The sequence below is a fragment of the Inhella gelatinilytica genome, from assembly GCF_016093295.1.
GTDB lineage: Bacteria > Pseudomonadota > Gammaproteobacteria > Burkholderiales > Burkholderiaceae_C > Inhella > Inhella gelatinilytica.
Map to the genome: position 1 here is coordinate 544,570 of NZ_JAEDAL010000001.1, position 14,963 is coordinate 559,532.

The 14,963-nt window shown below is 63.9% G+C and carries 16 protein-coding genes; 9 read left to right on the forward strand and 7 right to left on the reverse strand.

Annotated elements, in window-relative coordinates; all coding sequences use genetic code 11:
* Positions 1–15: 15 nt before the first annotated feature.
* The 4 genes from I7X43_RS02555 to I7X43_RS02570 are packed head-to-tail and all read right to left on the reverse strand — an operon-like array spanning position 16 to position 6,007.
* Entirely contained in the window at positions 16–717 is a 702-nt protein-coding gene (locus tag I7X43_RS02555) for a hypothetical protein (protein WP_198099320.1), read from the reverse strand.
* A gap of 21 nt (positions 718–738) precedes the next feature.
* Positions 739–2,769 (reverse strand): alpha/beta hydrolase family protein, encoded by a 2,031-nt coding sequence (locus I7X43_RS02560; RefSeq protein ID WP_198099321.1) that lies wholly within the window; start codon positions 2,767–2,769, stop codon positions 739–741.
* A gap of 53 nt (positions 2,770–2,822) precedes the next feature.
* Positions 2,823–3,791: a class I SAM-dependent methyltransferase gene (locus I7X43_RS02565; RefSeq protein ID WP_198099322.1), complete on the reverse strand. Its 969-nt coding sequence runs from the start codon at positions 3,789–3,791 to the stop codon at positions 2,823–2,825.
* A gap of 29 nt (positions 3,792–3,820) precedes the next feature.
* Positions 3,821–6,007: a malate synthase G gene (locus I7X43_RS02570; protein ID WP_198099323.1), complete on the reverse strand. Its 2,187-nt coding sequence runs from the start codon at positions 6,005–6,007 to the stop codon at positions 3,821–3,823.
* A 113-nt stretch (positions 6,008–6,120) separates the two neighbouring features.
* Between I7X43_RS02570 and I7X43_RS02575 the strand changes: the two genes are divergently transcribed.
* Complete coding sequence (locus I7X43_RS02575) at positions 6,121–7,044, forward strand: LysR family transcriptional regulator (RefSeq protein WP_198099324.1); 924 nt, start codon at positions 6,121–6,123, stop codon at positions 7,042–7,044.
* Positions 7,041–7,937: an EamA family transporter gene (locus tag I7X43_RS02580; protein WP_198099325.1), complete on the forward strand. Its 897-nt coding sequence runs from the start codon at positions 7,041–7,043 to the stop codon at positions 7,935–7,937. The genes I7X43_RS02575 and I7X43_RS02580 overlap by 4 nt, the downstream gene beginning before the upstream one ends.
* Here the strand turns inward: I7X43_RS02580 and I7X43_RS02585 are convergent.
* Together I7X43_RS02585 and corA are read right to left on the reverse strand one after the other, a co-directional pair.
* Positions 7,914–8,615: an HAD family hydrolase gene (locus tag I7X43_RS02585; protein ID WP_198099326.1), complete on the reverse strand. Its 702-nt coding sequence runs from the start codon at positions 8,613–8,615 to the stop codon at positions 7,914–7,916. The two genes, I7X43_RS02580 and I7X43_RS02585, sit on opposite strands and share 24 nt — an antisense overlap.
* Positions 8,612–9,580, reverse strand: a complete 969-nt coding sequence (gene corA, locus I7X43_RS02590; RefSeq protein WP_198099327.1) for a magnesium/cobalt transporter CorA — start codon at positions 9,578–9,580, stop codon at positions 8,612–8,614. Before corA ends, I7X43_RS02585 begins: the two co-directional genes overlap by 4 nt.
* A 449-nt stretch (positions 9,581–10,029) precedes the next feature.
* Here corA and hpf point away from each other — a divergent pair, with 449 nt between their 5' ends.
* The 3 genes from hpf (at position 10,030) to hprK (ending at position 11,947) form a co-directional block, all read left to right on the forward strand.
* The gene (gene hpf, locus I7X43_RS02595) at positions 10,030–10,374 is read left to right on the forward strand and encodes a ribosome hibernation-promoting factor, HPF/YfiA family (RefSeq protein ID WP_198099328.1); all 345 of its coding nucleotides are present in this window, start codon (positions 10,030–10,032) and stop codon (positions 10,372–10,374) included.
* 120 nt (positions 10,375–10,494) lie between these two features.
* Complete coding sequence (gene ptsN / locus I7X43_RS02600; protein ID WP_198099329.1) at positions 10,495–10,965, forward strand: PTS IIA-like nitrogen regulatory protein PtsN; 471 nt, start codon at positions 10,495–10,497, stop codon at positions 10,963–10,965.
* Positions 10,966–10,984: 19 nt separating this feature from the next.
* On the forward strand, positions 10,985–11,947 hold the full coding sequence (gene hprK, locus I7X43_RS02605; protein ID WP_198099330.1) for an HPr(Ser) kinase/phosphatase: 963 nt from the start codon (positions 10,985–10,987) through the stop codon (positions 11,945–11,947).
* A 24-nt stretch (positions 11,948–11,971) separates the two neighbouring features.
* Here the strand turns inward: hprK and fur are convergent, their stop codons facing one another.
* Positions 11,972–12,400: a ferric iron uptake transcriptional regulator gene (gene fur, locus I7X43_RS02610; protein ID WP_198099331.1), complete on the reverse strand. Its 429-nt coding sequence runs from the start codon at positions 12,398–12,400 to the stop codon at positions 11,972–11,974.
* Between the two features lie 113 nt (positions 12,401–12,513).
* Between fur and I7X43_RS02615 the strand changes: the two genes are divergently transcribed.
* From I7X43_RS02615 to I7X43_RS02630, 4 genes are read left to right on the forward strand one after another with little or no spacing between them, the layout of a single operon-like run.
* Positions 12,514–13,050 (forward strand): outer membrane protein assembly factor BamE, encoded by a 537-nt coding sequence (locus I7X43_RS02615; RefSeq protein WP_198099332.1) that lies wholly within the window; start codon positions 12,514–12,516, stop codon positions 13,048–13,050.
* A complete protein-coding gene (gene dapB / locus I7X43_RS02620) occupies positions 13,047–13,847 on the forward strand; it encodes a 4-hydroxy-tetrahydrodipicolinate reductase (RefSeq protein WP_198099333.1) in 801 nt (266 codons plus the stop codon). Before I7X43_RS02615 ends, dapB begins: the two co-directional genes overlap by 4 nt.
* A 3-nt stretch (positions 13,848–13,850) precedes the next feature.
* On the forward strand, positions 13,851–14,504 hold the full coding sequence (locus I7X43_RS02625) for a MotA/TolQ/ExbB proton channel family protein (protein ID WP_198099334.1): 654 nt from the start codon (positions 13,851–13,853) through the stop codon (positions 14,502–14,504).
* On the forward strand, positions 14,501–14,935 hold the full coding sequence (locus tag I7X43_RS02630; protein ID WP_198099335.1) for an ExbD/TolR family protein: 435 nt from the start codon (positions 14,501–14,503) through the stop codon (positions 14,933–14,935). Before I7X43_RS02625 ends, I7X43_RS02630 begins: the two co-directional genes overlap by 4 nt.
* Positions 14,936–14,963: the final 28 nt, after the last annotated feature.

Consider the following 14,963-nt stretch of genomic DNA (forward strand, 5'->3'; position numbering starts at 1 on the left):
CCTTTCTAACGGGCTTTACTTGCCCTGACGAATGGCTTTTTCGTCGTTTTCGTCGAACTTGCGATTCGCGCACTCCGCGGCGTAATCGGCCTTCAGTTCGTGAATCTTGTCGTCCAGCTGCGCCGCCTTGTCATTGCGCGCGTTCCACGCATTGGCCGCCGCGTCATAGGCGGCCGCCTTCTCGTTGTAAGCCGCTGCGGCAGCCTCGTAAGGGCCGTACAGCTCCTTGCGTTGTGCCTCCAGTTCATCCGCACGCTTGCTCAACGCCTTCTGCTCGGCCGCCAACTCCATCTTGCGCTTTTCGTAAGTGCGGGAGCCCTTTTGGTCCTCCAGCTCTTCGTACCGGCGCTTCCAGTCATCGGCCTTTTCTTTTTGCTCTTTGAAGGCGGCCTGCAAATCCTTGAGCCGGGCGCCCGGGCCATCCAAGGCTTGGCGCTGAGCCTTCAGGTCTTCAGACATCTGCGCGATGCGGGCCTTCTCCGGTGCCGCTTCAGCCTGATAGCGTTCCAACTCAACCGACAAGGCCTTGGTGTCATCCTGAATCTTGATGCACCGGCGCAATTCATCGCGCGTCATGACCTTGGATGCGGCCGAAACCGTGGGCTTGGCCGCCGGAGCGGGCTGCGCCGGCTTCTTGGTGTTTTGCGCGCTCACCGAGCTGCTAATCAGGGCCGCAGCCACAGCGACGCCGAGCGCCGTTTTACGAAGTGAAGACATGGGCATTCCTTTCCATCGAACTTATTGCAGGTGCCGCGCCAGGAAGCGCTCGACGCGGGTATAGAAATCATCCCGATTCTTGGGCAGCATGAAGCCGTGCCCCTCACCCTCGTACTCCACCCACTCCACCTGTTTGTTACCCGATTGGATCAGGGCATCACGCATCTTGGTTCCATGGGGCAGCGGCACCCGGAAGTCTTTCTCACCATAGGCCAGCAACACGGGCTGCTTGATCTCCGAAGCGCGCAGCAGCGGTGAGTTCCGGCGCAGCATGTCGCGGTCTTTCTCGGCGTCACCGATGAGCTTGGGCATGCCATAGCGCATCCACGCCCCCCCCATGAAATCGCTCCAGCCCACCGAGTACATCAGCTCAATATCGGTCACCCCAACCCAGTTGATCCCGGCCTTGTAGAGCTCGGGCTCACGGACCAGACCCATCATGGTCGCGTAGCCGCCGTAGCTGGCGCCGGCGATCGCGACGCGCTTGGCATCGGCCAAACCTTGGGCGATGGCCCAGCGGGTCACGTCGGTCACGTCATCTTGCATGGCCTGACCCCACTGGCGCCAGCCGGCACGCAGGTGCTCATCGCCATAACCCTTGCTGCCCCGGAACTCGACTTCCAGCACCAGATAGCCGCGCGAGGCCAGGAACTGGGCTTCCGAATCAAACCCCCACTCATGACCCCGCACGAAGGGTCCGCCATGGACCAAGGCCACCGTCGGGAACGGGCCCTTGCCCTGCGGCTTGGTGTAGTACAGCGGCAACTCGCGGCCATCCCGCGCCTTCACGCGCAAGAATTCCTGCGTCGCCAGGCTGCGCGGGTCCAACCAGGGGCGCGTCTCTGCCACCGGAACCAAGGAGCCCGTTTCGCGATCGAACAGGCTGTACACCGCCGGCTGACGGTCCGAATAGGACGTCACCACCAGGTGGCGAGTGCTCAAACAGTTGTAACTGCATTGAATCAGGTTGTTGGTCGAAGGCAGCAGCTTGTCGATGGCGGCCTGATTGGCCTTCATCGTCGGCTCAAACCACACCTGCCCTTGCGCATCCGAGAGAAAACTCACGCCCAGGGTTTTGCGTTTGACTTGGTCAATGATGACCCGCCCTTCGAAGTCAAACCCCTTGATGGACACCAGGGGTTGGTCCGCCCGCTTGCCCGTGGCGGGGTCGTATCGGTACAGCGCAGCGGTACGGGCCGGACTGCCATCCAAAGCCGTCACCAAGAGACTGCCATCGAAATCGAATTGCAATGGCGTGAAGGCGTTGGGCTCCGGGTCCATCTGGTCGAAAGTCCCCAACGCCTTCCAGTTGCCGTCCTCATCCCGCCAGTGGTAGGTCGCGCGACTGCGCGCATCCCCCGACGTGGCCAAGCGGACGGCACCTTTGCGGTCCACCAGGAAGCTGTAGGACGCACGCGGAATATCGCCGGCGGGCAAGGACTTGAAGCCCAAGGTTTCCGTATTGATGCGCACCAACTCCGTGCTGGGTGGGATCCGGTCATCGCCCGACCCCTTCACGATGCGCAGCGCCAAGACATCGACAGAACCATCGCGAATCGGTCCGCGGAAGATGAAGTTGCTGGCCAGTGGCGGTTTGGCCGAACCGCCGAATGAGCGAGGTGCAAAGCCCCGGTCGATCACCCAAGTCAACTCGCTACCATCCGCGTTGATGGCAAAAAGGCCCTGGTCGTCCTGATCCGCGGCCGCCGCGCGGAAATCCGCCAGGCCGAACGCCAACCGATCATTGTTCACCCACTGAACATTGATGATGTCCGCGTTGTCATATTGCGCAATGCCCTTGAATTTGCGCGGCTGATCGACGTCCGCCACGGCAAGGCCCCGGCGACCTGTGGACGAAGTGACAACGGCCGCGATCTTGCGGCCATCGGGCGACATGGAGACGCCAAACACTTGAGGCGTCCTGAAAAAATCGCTCAACGGAATACTCGCTGGGGCGGGCGGCGTCTTGGCGGACTGCGCCCAAACGCCAGAAGCCACCAGCGTCAAACCCGCGGCGAGCAGCCCCAAGGGCCGCGCAAAACGAATCAACATAACCCACCCGTCGACTGAGAAAGATCAAGCCGGACAGTATAGGTTTCAGCCCCTTACACGACGCCCCCCGGTCCGCGGGCTTGGAACCCGAGCGCCATCAAATGGCCCCGTTCCTGGATCGGCGTCAATCGGACCTCAAATCCGCGGTCGACAAATGCATGCTCCAAATTTCGGAGGGTTTCATCGGAGACGGCGGCCTCACACAACTCGCGCAGCCGCAGCTGCGCATCCAACACCTGAGTCCGGAACTTCACCAAAGCCGCGGCACTGCCGGTTTGCAGCGCTTGGTTGACAACGGCCCGCGCCTCGTGCACCACATCGGGGCAAGAACTGGAGGCCAGGGCGGCGGCCAGCGCCTCTTGGGCGGCATTGAACAGGTCGCGAGTATTCAGGGCCGCAGGATCTCGATCCAGTTGCGCGCGCCCTTTTGCAGTTTGCGCGCGCGCCAACAGGGGCAGCATGCGTTCGGCACACGCCAAGAGTCCGTCCGGCGCCAGCAAGGCGTCCTGATGCATCAGCTCAGACCGCGCCAGCTGAACGGGGCGCGCTGGCTGGGCGTGCAAGGCCCAGCAAACTTGCCCCTGCGGTTTCAGAACACGGAACACTTCGGGCAGAGTCTGCGCCCAGTCCCCATATTCGACGCCGTACTGGCTGGTGATGAGGTCCATGCTCGCAGTAGCAAAGGGCAGCTGCGTGATGCTGGTTCGGGGCCACAAGCGAATCCTGGCCTCAGGCAGCGCCAGTTCGGCGACCGACGGCACATCGGCCAGGTCCACGCCGTCCACATGCCACGGGCCGTCATCCGCCCACACGGCCGCAATCAGCCGCGGTATGGCGCCGCTGCCGGTGCACAGATCCAGCACGCGTCGCTCCCCCGACACGCTCTCGAGCGCCGCACGCCAAAACCGTTCAAAAGCGCCGTCGTACCGGGCACCAAAACTACCCGCACATGAGTGCTGGGCCCCCGTCGCCCAATACCGACTCCATACCGCCGCTCGATCCACTTGAATCCCCCGACCCATCTGGGTGCAAGGGTCGGATTCTCAGGGCTTCACGACCGCGAAGGGGCCCCTTTAACCCGCAACCGCCACGCATGCAGCAAGGGCTCGGTGTAACCACTGGGCTGCGCCAAGCCTTGGAACACCAAATCCAGCGCGGCTTGGTACGCCGCTGAAGGAGAGGGGGTACCGATGCGCGGCGCCATGGGCACGTAGGCCGGGTCGCCGACGTTTTGCCCGTCCACCACTTGGGCCATTCGGGCAAAGGTTTCGCGCACCTGAGCCTCGGAAACAACGCCATGATGCAGCCAGTTGGCGATGTGTTGGCTGGAGATGCGCAAGGTTGCGCGATCCTCCATCAAACCGATCCCGTGGATATCCGGCACTTTGGAGCAGCCTACTCCTTGCTCTACCCAGCGGACCACGTAGCCCAAAATGCCCTGCACGTTGTTGTCAAGTTCCTGCTGACGCTCGGCGGCGCTCCACCGAGGGCTTTCGGCCACGGGCACGGTGAGCAACCCATCTTGCAGGGTCTGCGCCTCGGCGGCGGACAGCCCCTCGGCCTCCATCTGCGCCTGCAAGGCCGCCACATCCACCCGGTGGTAGTGCAGCGCGTGCAGCGTCGCCGCCGTGGGGCTAGGCACCCATGCGGTGTTGGCGCCGCTTTTGGCATGGGCAATCTTTTGCTCCAGCATGGCGGCCATCAAGTCAGGCATGGCCCACATGCCCTTGCCGATTTGAGCCCGGCCCCGCAGCCCGCAGGCCAGGCCGACTTTAACGTTGAGTTTTTCGTAGGCCTGAATCCACTCGGAGCTCTTCATGTCCGCCTTGCGGCGCATGGGCCCCGCGTGCATGGCCGTGTGCATCTCGTCGCCCGTGCGATCCAGGAAACCGGTGTTGATAAACGCCACCCGGTTCTGGGCCGCGGCGATACAAGCCGCCAAGTTGACGGACGTTCGCCGCTCTTCGTCCATGATGCCGAGTTTGACGGTGTTGGGAGCCAAACCCAGCATCGACTCGACGCGGTCGAACACTTCACACGCGAAGGCCACCTCGGCCGGACCGTGCATCTTGGGCTTCACGATGTAGACCGACCCCGTCCGCGAATTGCGCACCGGCCCTTTGCCATCGTGCAGCGCGATCGCCACCGTGACCAAGGCGTCCAACAAGCCCTCGGGGATTTCACGCCCGCCCTCCAGCAAAACCGCGGGATTGGTCATCAAATGGCCAACATTGCGGACGAACAGCAGCGAACGGCCGGGCAAAGTCAACTCACCGCCTTGAGGGCTTCGATAGCTGCGATCGGGGTTGAGCCGACGCTCCAGGGTCTGCGCCCCCTTCGTCACGCTCTCTTTTAGCGTGCCTTGCAAGATGCCCAGGTAGTTGCGGTAGGCGAGCACCTTGTCCTCAGCGTCCACAGCGGCCACCGAGTCTTCCAGGTCGAGGATGGTGGACAGGGCCGCCTCCAACACCACGTCCGCCACCCCCGCCCGATCTTGCCGCCCGATGGTGTGAGCGCGGTCGATCGCAATTTCCAGATGCAACCCGTGGTGGCACAGCAGGATGGCGGTCGGGGCCGTCGGCTCCCCCCGATACCCCACAAACTGCTCCGGATCCTGGAGCGCCCCCACGCCCACGCCCACGACCAACAACTGACCCTGCTCGACCCGGTAGCCTTGCGCATCCTTGTGACTGCCGTGCACCAGCGGCGCCGCCTGATCCAAGAACTGGCGGGCGAAGGCGATCACCGCCGCGCCGCGCACAGGGTTGTAGGCACCCGCCCGCTCTCGCCCCTCCGTCTCGGGAATCGCATCGGTACCGTAAAGCGCGTCGTACAAACTGCCCCAGCGGGCGTTGGCGGCATTCAAGGCGTAGCGGGCATTCATGACGGGCACCACCAACTGGGGCCCCGCCTGCCGCGCCAGTTCGTCGTCAACCTGAGCGGTCTGCGCCTGCACAGCAGCCGGCACCGGCACCAAGTAACCGATCTCCTGCAGAAACGCCCGGTACGCCGCCATGTCGGCGATGGGCCCTGGATGCGCGCGGTGCCAACCGTCCAGCGCCAGTTGCAAGCGATCGCGCTCAGCCAACAAAGCGGCATTCTTGGGGGCCAACTCGTGCGCGATCGCATCAAAACCCGCCCAGTAGCGATCAGAAGGAATGCCCGTCCCAGGCAGCACCTCCTCGTCAATAAAGCGCTTCAGGACCGGGGCGACATGCAAACGATGAATGGGGACCATGGCAAGAGTTCCAGCGGCGAAACAACAACGGGGCCCAATTTATCGCGCGCCTTTTAATCAATAAACAACCGATTCATCCATTCATTCAATACCCAAATAAGCATAATCAAAGGGTGGACCGGCTCACCCAAATCGAAACCTTCGCCGCGGTCGCAGCCCGTGGGAGCTTTACGGCGGTGGCCGAGGCCGAGGGCGTTACGCCAGCGGTCATTGGCCGCCGCATGGATGCGCTCGAAGCCCGCCTCGGCGTTCGCCTGATGCACCGGACCACGCGCAAGCTGAGCTTGACCCCCGAGGGGCAGAGCTTCTTGGAGGACTGTCAGCGCATCTTGGCAGACTGGCACGGTGCAGAAGCCCAAGTCAGCGCCGGTGGCGCCCAAGCCCAAGGCACCTTGCGCGTGACGGCGCCCGCGGGCTTCGGCCGGCGGCACGTGGCCCCCCTCATTCCCGCTTTTTTGTCTGCCCACCCGCAGCTCAGGGTGTCGCTAAACCTTGCCGACAGGGTGGTGGACTTGGTGAATGAAGGCTACGACTGCGCGGTGCGGGTGGGCGACCTGCCCGACTCCAGCTTGGTCAGTCAGCGTCTGGCCGACAACCGCCGACTGGTGGTCGCAAGTCCCGCCTACTTGCGCCAAAACGGAACGCCGGAACACCCGCGAGATTTGCTGGGGCACGATTGCTTGATGCTGAGCAGCGAAGCCAGCCAGTCGCGTGGATGGGCCTTTCAAGTGGAGGGTCACCTCCTGCACCACCGCGCGCCCAACAGCCGTCTGGAGTGCACGGACGGCCAGGTGCTGCACGACTGGTGCTTGCGCGGCCTGGGGCTCGCCTGGCGCAGCACCTGGGAAGTCGCCGGGGACCTGGAAGCCGGTCGCCTCGTCAGCGTGCTGGACGCCTTTGCCGCCCCCCCGAATGGCATTTACGCCGTTACCCCCGAGCGCTCCTTGCAGCCCCTGCGCGTGCGGCTTTGGGTGGAGCACCTGCGCGCCCACTATGCCCGCACCGAGTACTGGTTGCGGACGGGGGCCGGGGCTTGAACGCCGATCAATTGGTCTTGGTGCTGGTGGCCGCCCTGCTGCATGCGGGTTGGAACATCGCCGCCAAGCGCGCCCGCAGTGGAACGGCGGGGGACCCGCTGGTCTTCCAATTCCTGTGCGGTGCGGCCGTGCTGGTGCTGTGGGCGCCTGCGGGGCTGTGGCTGGCCTGGCGGGACTTGGCGCACTGGAGCGCCCAAGCGTGGCTACTGACCCTGGCCAGTGCAGTCATTCACCTGGCCTATTTCAGCGCCTTGCTGACGGGCTACCAACGCGCCGACCTGACCGTGGTGTACCCGGTCGCCCGTGGAACCGGACCGCTGGTGTCCAGTCTTGCCGCCGTCTTGCTCCTTGGGGAGCAACCCGGCCCCAGCGGATGGCTGGGTATCGCAGTGCTGATCCTCGGGGTACTGATGATTTCCGGTCTCACCCACCGCCGGCGGGTCACCCCCGCGGTTCTGGCGGGCTTGCGCTGGGGCGCGTTGACGGGTGCGCTCATTGCCAGCTACACCGTGGTGGACGCCTGGGCGATCAAGAACGCCGGTGTCCACCCCCTGCTGTTTGATTACCTGTGCAATGTCCTGCGCCTGGTGCTGATCGTGCCGCTCCTTTGGGGGCGCTCCACCCACCACTTGCGCACCAGCTGGCAGGCAGACCGCCGCGCGATCGGGATCATTGGCTTGTTTTCGCCCCTGGCCTACACCTTGATGTTGTGGTCGCTTCAAACCGCCCCGCTGTCGGTCGTGGCCCCCCTGCGTGAGTGCTCCATGCTCTTCGCCGCGCTACTGGGTGGGCATCTGTTGCAGGAGCAGGATCGCGGCCTGCGGTTGGCTGGCACCGTGTGCATGGGGCTCGGGGTGGCGCTGCTCGCCTCAAGCCCCCAGCCAGTCGGCTAGCTGCAACAGATCGGCCCCCACAAACACCGGCTTCGCGTGCAGGGGGGCGGGCGGCATCCCATGATGCGGGCGAACAATCCACGCACTGGGCTGACCCGCCGCATGCGCGCCTTCAATGTCCAGTGCGGCGTCATCCCCCACATGGAGGGCCTGGCCCGGCGACACACCCAGGCGCTCACAGCCTGCCTGAAAGAAATCGGCGTGGGGCTTGCCCCGGCCATGATCGCGCGCGCTCAGGCGTCCGACAAAGAAATGGGCCAAGCCCATGCGGTGCAGTTCCGCATTGCCATTGGTCAGCGCCAGAAGCGGAAACCGTGCGGCCAAACGCGTGAGCGCGGGCAACGCATCCGGGAACAGCGTGACGCGATGGCGCCATTCAAAAAAATGCTCAAACGCAGGCTCGGCCCAGGCGGCATCGTCACCGGCCGCAACCAACGCCCGCTCAATCGAGACCTTGCGCGCCCAAGTGAAGTCGTGCGCGCGATCTGGGAACTCCAATGCCACGGTGTCGCGTAACTCGCGCAGAGCCGCCACATCAAAGCGGGCGGCAGTGGCCGGTGCGTTCTGCGCCAGCCAGACGTGCAACGCGGCCTCGGCGCGTTCGATCACCGGCGCAATAGGCCACAGCGTTTCGTCCAGATCCAGCGTCAGCGCCCGCACGCTCGACGGTTTGGTCACAGCCAACCCTTGCGACGGAAGTACGTGAAGGGAGCGACCACCGAGATCGCCATCAAGCCCAACGCCATGGGGTACCCCCAGGGTTGATCCAGTTCGGGCATGAACTTGAAGTTCATGCCGTAAACACTGGCAATCAGAGTCGGGGGCAGCAGTGCCACCGACGCCACCGAGAAGATCTTGATGATCTTGTTCTGGTTGATGTTGATGAAACCGACGGTCGCATCCATCAAGAAGTTGATCTTGTCGAACAGGAAGGCGGTGTGACTGTCCAGCGAGTCGATGTCGCGAAGAATCTGGCGCGAGTCTTCGAACTGCTCGGCCGTGAGCATGCGACTGCGCATCATGAAGCTCAGCGCGCGCCGGGTGTCCATCACGTTGCGGCGAATACGGCCGTTCAAGTCTTCTTCACGGGCAATGGCCGTCAGGACCTCACTGGCGGTCTGGTCGTCCACCTGCTCGCGCAGCACCCGTGCACTGATGGCGTTCAAGGCGTCGTAGATCCCCTCCAGCGCATCGGCGCTGTACTCCGCGTCCACGTCATACAGTTTGAGCAGCACATCCTTGGCGTCGTCAATCAACGCCGGGGTGCGCCGCGCCCGCAGTCGCAGCAGGCGGAACACCGGCAGATCTTCTTTGCGCACCGAGAACAAGGTGTTGCGAAAGAGGATGAACGCCACGCGCACGTTGCGGGATGCCCCCTCTTCGTCCAAGCGCAAGAAGTCCGAACGGATGTGCAGTTGGCCATCGTCCTCTTCGTAAAAGCGGGCCGACTCCTCCAGGTCATCGTCCACTGCATCGTCGGGAATGCTGAGCCCAAAGTGGGTGGTGACCCACTGCTTTTCCTCCTCGCTGGGGTCTTCGAGATCCACCCAAGTCGGTCGAATCTGGGCGGCCTGAGGACCATCGAAGTCCGTCAGAGGTAAACCGGCCAAGCGGCCGTTTTCGAGCGTGAAGATGTTGAGCATCGGCGCTGCGGGCTTTAGCGAGGCGGATGGGCCTCAGGTCGGGGAAAGGTGCTTGGGGTCGTCACCGTCACACCGACGCGCCTGCGTGCGGTGGACGGTCACCGAGGGTGATCACTGTCCAAGAGGGGGCTCCAAGGGAGAAAACGAATCATTATGGCCGTCGAATCGTGCCTCGGGCGCACGGTTTTTCTCGGGTTTTTTAAGGAGCTTCAGGGGCTTGCGGAGTGCGGTGGGACGGGGCACACTGGACTCGTCACTGGAGTTGATTTGTTGCTCGCCCGTCTGCTTCTCACAGCGCCCGCGCTGTTTCACCTGGCCCCGCAAGGCGCCGGGTCAGCGGCCAAGAGCAACCCCCTCCTCGACCGACCCGCGCTGGTTTCCGACGGCCTGAATGGCCGAGTCGAGAGCCAGCGCGTTTTTGTTGCGCTGCCTTGAAAGGAGGCTCCTTTATGAATCTGACGATCAGCGGACACCACCTGGAAGTGACCCCGGCTCTGCGTGAATACGTGGTGACGAAGCTGGATCGCGTGACGCGCCATTTCGACCAAGTCGTGGACGTCAACGTGCTGCTCACCGTAGAAAAGCAAAAGGAGAAAGAACGTCGACAGCGCGCGGAAGTGACCGTGCGGGTCAAGGGCAAGGACATCTTCGTGGAACAGGCGAACGAGGACCTGTATGCCGCCATCGATCAGTTGATGGACAAGTTGGATCGGGCCGTGTGCCGTCACAAGGAAATGACGCAGGCCCACAGCCATACCCCCGCCAAGAGGTTGGACATCGAAGCCGCGTCTTGAGCGACTGGGCTCAGCAAAAAGGCGGCCTCGCGCCGCCTTTTTGCTGATGTCTGCGGCGATTTCACCTGATTTCTATAATTTGCCTCCTCCCGGGTTCACGCCCGCCGCCCTTTTCACCCCATGAACCGACTCGCCGCCATCCTGCCTGCACAAAACGTGCAAGTGGGCGTGGACGCCACCAGCAAGAAGCGCGCCTTTGAACAGGCGGGCTTGCTGTTTGAAAACCATCAAGGCATCGCCCGCGCGTCGGTCACGGACAACCTGTTTGCCCGCGAGCGCCTGGGGTCCACCGGCTTGGGCCATGGCGTGGCGATTCCCCATGGGCGGATCAAGGGACTCAAGAACCCTTTGGCGGCCGTGCTGCGCCTGCAGCAGCCGATTGGGTTTGACGCCCCGGATGAAGAGCCCGTGACTTTGCTCATCGTGCTGCTGGTCCCCGAAGCGGCGACCCAGCGGCACCTTGAAATCCTCTCTGAGATTGCGGAAATGCTCAGTGACCGGGAGTTGCGCGAGCGCTTGAAAACCGACACGGACACCGGGGCCCTGCATCGCTTGATCACGCAATGGCAACCGGCCCCGTCGACCGCATGATCGCGCAGAGGGTGCGCGCATGAAGGCGGTTTCGATCAGCGCGGATCGGCTTTTTGAAGAACACCGCGAATCTTTGCGCTGGCACTGGATCGCTGGCCATGCCCACCCGGAGCGTCGATTTGACGAGGCCGCACTCCGCGACGCCCAGTCGGCCGCCGATTTGGTCGGATACCTGAACTACATCCATCCCTACCGGGTGCAAATCGTCGGCCACCGTGAGGTCGCTTATTTGACCCAGGCCAGTGACGAGGTGCTGGATCGGCGGGTTTCCCGCATCGTCACATTGGAGCCGCCGGTCATCATCATTGCCGATGCCTCCGAGCCCCCACCCAAGTTGGTCGCCATGTGCGACCGGGCCGATATTCCGCTGTTCCGCACCGACGCCTCGGCGGGTTATGTGATCGACGTGGTGCGCTCCTATTTGGCGCAGTTGTGCGCCATCCGCACCTCTCGCCATGGGGTGTTCTTGGACATTCTTGGGTTGGGCGTGCTCGTTACGGGCGAGTCGGGGCTCGGCAAGAGCGAACTGGGCCTGGAACTGATTTCCCGCGGCCACGGCTTGGTTGCCGACGATGCCGTCGATTTTTTTCGCATCGCCCAGGACGTGATCGTGGGGCGCTGCCCGGAACTGCTGGCCAATTTGCTGGAGGTGCGGGGCATTGGCCTGCTGGACATCAAAGCCATCTTTGGCGAGACCGCCGTACGCCGCAAGATGCGCCTCAAGCTCATCGTGCACTTGGTGCGTCGCGAAACCCTGGAACGCGATTTCGAGCGCATCCCCTACGAGCCGCTGTATGAAGACGTGCTCAATGTGCCGACCCGCAAAGTGGTGATCGCCGTGGATGCCGGCCGCAACTTGGCGGTGTTGGTCGAGGCCGCCGTGCGCAACACCATCCTGCAGTTGCGCGGCATCGACACCTACCAAGAGTTCGTCCAGCGCCACCAACGGGCGCTGGAGCGCGGGGGCGACGAGCCCCTCTGACCACGCGCGCCGTGGCGGCAGGGCTTAGCCCTTGCGACTCGGGCAGTCTTTCTTGATGCAGTCGGCGTAGAGCGACAGGGAGTGCTCTTGCAGCGCAAAGCCGCGTTCGCGGGCAATGGCCTGCTGCCGCTGCTCAATCGCTTCGTCGAAAAATTCTTCGACCTTCCCGCAGGTCAGGCAGACCAGGTGATCGTGATGATGGCCTTCATTGAGTTCAAAGACGGCCTTGCCCGACTCAAAGTGGTTGCGATGCAAAAGTCCCGCCTGCTCAAACTGGGTCAGGACCCGATACACGGTGGCCAATCCTATGTCCGCGTCCTCTGCCAACAAGATTTTGTAAACATCCTCGGCGCTGAGGTGACGGCGCGAAGAGCGCTGAAAGACTTCCAGCACTTTGATGCGCGGCAGGGTGGCCTTGAGGCCGCTGTTTTTGATCTCTTCGCTGTGCGTCATGCCGGCCTGCCCAAGGCGGGTTGAACAACTTACCTAGAATCGTTCGATCATAGCCAGCAGGCGATTCGGCCTGCGGCGCAAAGGGGCAGCCCCCCGGGATTGGATGCTTGAGCATGTTTGATTCGACGCGATTGTTCTGCCGCGGCCTGGTGCCTGTGGCCTTGTTGGCCCTGGCCGGCTGCTCGTCCTGGGTGAACCATGGCGACCGTTTCATGGGCGTGGTGCCGCTCTATCGAGTCGAAATCGTGCAAGGCAATGTGGTCACCAAGGAGATGGCCGCTCAGGTCAAACCGGACATGACGCGGGAGCAGGTGCGCGATGTCCTGGGCTCTCCGATGGTGGCCGATGTCTTCCACACCCAGCGCTGGGATTACGCCTTCAGCATTCGCCGTCAAGGTGCCGCGCCCCAGGCGCGCCGTGTGGTGGCCTGGTTTGAAGGCGACAGGCTCAAGAATCTGGAGGTCCCCGCCGACCTGCCGACGGAAAGCGAATTCGTGGCCTCAATCAACACCTTCAAGGGCAAGGGCGGAACGCCCAAGTTGGAACTGAGCGACGCCGAGCGCGCGGCGCTGCCCAAACCCGTTCGACCCGAGGCCAAAACGGCGGAGCCCACGGGGGCCACCCGCGCGTTCCCGCCGCTGGAAAAGTGAGCCCGCGCTTGCGTATCGCCCTGGCCGGTGCCAGCGGCCGCATGGGTCAAATGCTGGTGCAGCAAATCCTCGCCTCCAGCGACTGCCTCTTGGTGGGCGCTGGGGTGAGCCCGCAGTCCGGCCAGCTGGGACAGGACGCCGCTCAAGGCCTGGGTCAAACCTGCGGGGTGCGTTTCAGCGCCGACTTGAACGAAGTCCTGGCCGATGCCCAAGTACTGATTGATTACTCTCGGGTCGAGAGCAGTCTTCGCAGCCTGGTGGCTTGCGAAACCTTGGGGCTGCCGCTGGTGATCGGCACCACGGGGTTTGGGCCCGGTGAGCGTGAGCGACTGGCTCAAGCGGGCCAGCGGATCCCTGTGCTGTGGGCCCCCAACACCAGCATTGGCGTCAACGTGGTCATGGCGCTGCTGGAGCAGGCGGCGCGACAGTTGAACGCAGGCTATGACATCGAAATCGTCGAAGCCCACCACCGCCACAAGGTCGACGCCCCAAGCGGGACGGCGCTGCAGATGGGCGAGGTGATGGCCCGCGCCCAGGGTCACAGCCTGGCCGAGGTGGCGACCTACACGCGGGAGGGCCACACCGGGCCCCGCGAGGCGGGCCGCATCGGCTTCTCGACCGTGCGCGGCGGGGACATCGTCGGCGACCACACGGTGATGTTCTGCGGCGAGGGCGAACGCATTGAAATCGCGCACAAGTCCAGCAGTCGGGTGCATTACGCACAAGGTGCGCTCCATGCTGCGCGCTGGCTCGCCAACCAAGCGCCGGGTCTGTACGCCATGCGCGACTGCCTGTAAGCCATGCCCGACTTCATTCATGTTTGGTCCGCCACCGATGTCATTGGCCGCACCGTGGCTTTGCTGCTATTGGCCATGTCGGTGCTGAGCTGGTCCCTGATTTTTTGGCGCAGCCTCACGCTCTGGCGCGCGCAGTCTGGCTTGCCCCCTGCCCTGGCGGCCTTCTGGGCCGCCCCCACGTGGGAGCAGGGCAGCACCCAGGCGGCCCAGCTGGACCGCGAAGGGCTGCTGGCACCGCTGCTTCAAGCCAGCACCGCACCTCAGGTGCAGGGCTCGCTGGCCGAGCAAGGGCCGGTCGACGCCCGATTGACCCGCCAACTGCGGGATGCCTTGCACCTCAGTCTGCGCCGGCTGAGCTTCGGTCAGGTCGCGCTGGCGTCGATTGGCGCGACTGCGCCCTTTGTGGGGCTCTTCGGTACGGTGTGGGGGATTTACCAAGCGCTGTTGGACCTGGGCGGCGGGGGCGCCCTGAGCATGGACCGCATCGCGGGGCCGGTGGGGGAGGCCCTGGTGATGACGGCCGCCGGCTTGGCGGTCGCGATTCCCGCCGTGCTGGCCTACAACATCTTCGGCAAACGTGTCGCCGCACTGGAAGCCGAGCTGGAAGGGTTTGCGCACGATTTGCGCGAGTGGCAGGCCGCGCGGGCCGCACGATGAGTTTTGGGCGCCTGGAGCGGCGGGAAGCCGCGCCGCCGATGAGCGACATCAACATGACGCCGCTGATCGACGTGATGCTGGTGTTGCTGGTCATCTTCATGGTGGCCGCACCGCTGATGACGGCGGCCCTGCAGCTGGACCTGCCCAAAGCCATGGCCGCCCAGCCCCTGCCCAGCAGCGCGGCAGAACCCGCACGAGTCTCGTTGGATGCCCGGGGTCAGGCGTTTTGGAACGATCAGGCCGTCGACGCCGCAACGCTGCAAGCCCGCTTGACCGCCTTGGCGCAGGCCGATCCCGAAGCCGAGATTCAGCTGGCCATCGATCAAACCGTGCCCTACGGTCGTGTGGCGACCTTGCTGGACCAGCTGCAGTCACTGAAGCTGACCCGGCTGGCTTTCGTGACCGCCGCACCAGCCTCCGCGCCCCGGTAAGGCGACGCCGGCCTCATAGGACAATGGG

Coding starts and splice junctions, on each gene's coding strand:
- I7X43_RS02555 (WP_198099320.1), bottom strand. CDS start 717: ATGTCTTCACTTCGTAAAACGGCGCTCGGCGTCGCTGTGGCTGCGGCC.
- I7X43_RS02560 (WP_198099321.1), bottom strand. CDS start 2,769: ATGTTGATTCGTTTTGCGCGGCCCTTGGGGCTGCTCGCCGCGGGTTTG.
- I7X43_RS02565 (WP_198099322.1), bottom strand. CDS start 3,791: ATGGGTCGGGGGATTCAAGTGGATCGAGCGGCGGTATGGAGTCGGTAT.
- I7X43_RS02570 (WP_198099323.1), bottom strand. CDS start 6,007: ATGGTCCCCATTCATCGTTTGCATGTCGCCCCGGTCCTGAAGCGCTTT.
- corA (WP_198099327.1), bottom strand. CDS start 9,580: ATGCTCAACATCTTCACGCTCGAAAACGGCCGCTTGGCCGGTTTACCT.
- hpf (WP_198099328.1), top strand. CDS start 10,030: ATGAATCTGACGATCAGCGGACACCACCTGGAAGTGACCCCGGCTCTG.
- ptsN (WP_198099329.1), top strand. CDS start 10,495: ATGAACCGACTCGCCGCCATCCTGCCTGCACAAAACGTGCAAGTGGGC.
- hprK (WP_198099330.1), top strand. CDS start 10,985: ATGAAGGCGGTTTCGATCAGCGCGGATCGGCTTTTTGAAGAACACCGC.
- fur (WP_198099331.1), bottom strand. CDS start 12,400: ATGACGCACAGCGAAGAGATCAAAAACAGCGGCCTCAAGGCCACCCTG.
- I7X43_RS02615 (WP_198099332.1), top strand. CDS start 12,514: ATGTTTGATTCGACGCGATTGTTCTGCCGCGGCCTGGTGCCTGTGGCC.
- I7X43_RS02625 (WP_198099334.1), top strand. CDS start 13,851: ATGCCCGACTTCATTCATGTTTGGTCCGCCACCGATGTCATTGGCCGC.
- I7X43_RS02630 (WP_198099335.1), top strand. CDS start 14,501: ATGAGTTTTGGGCGCCTGGAGCGGCGGGAAGCCGCGCCGCCGATGAGC.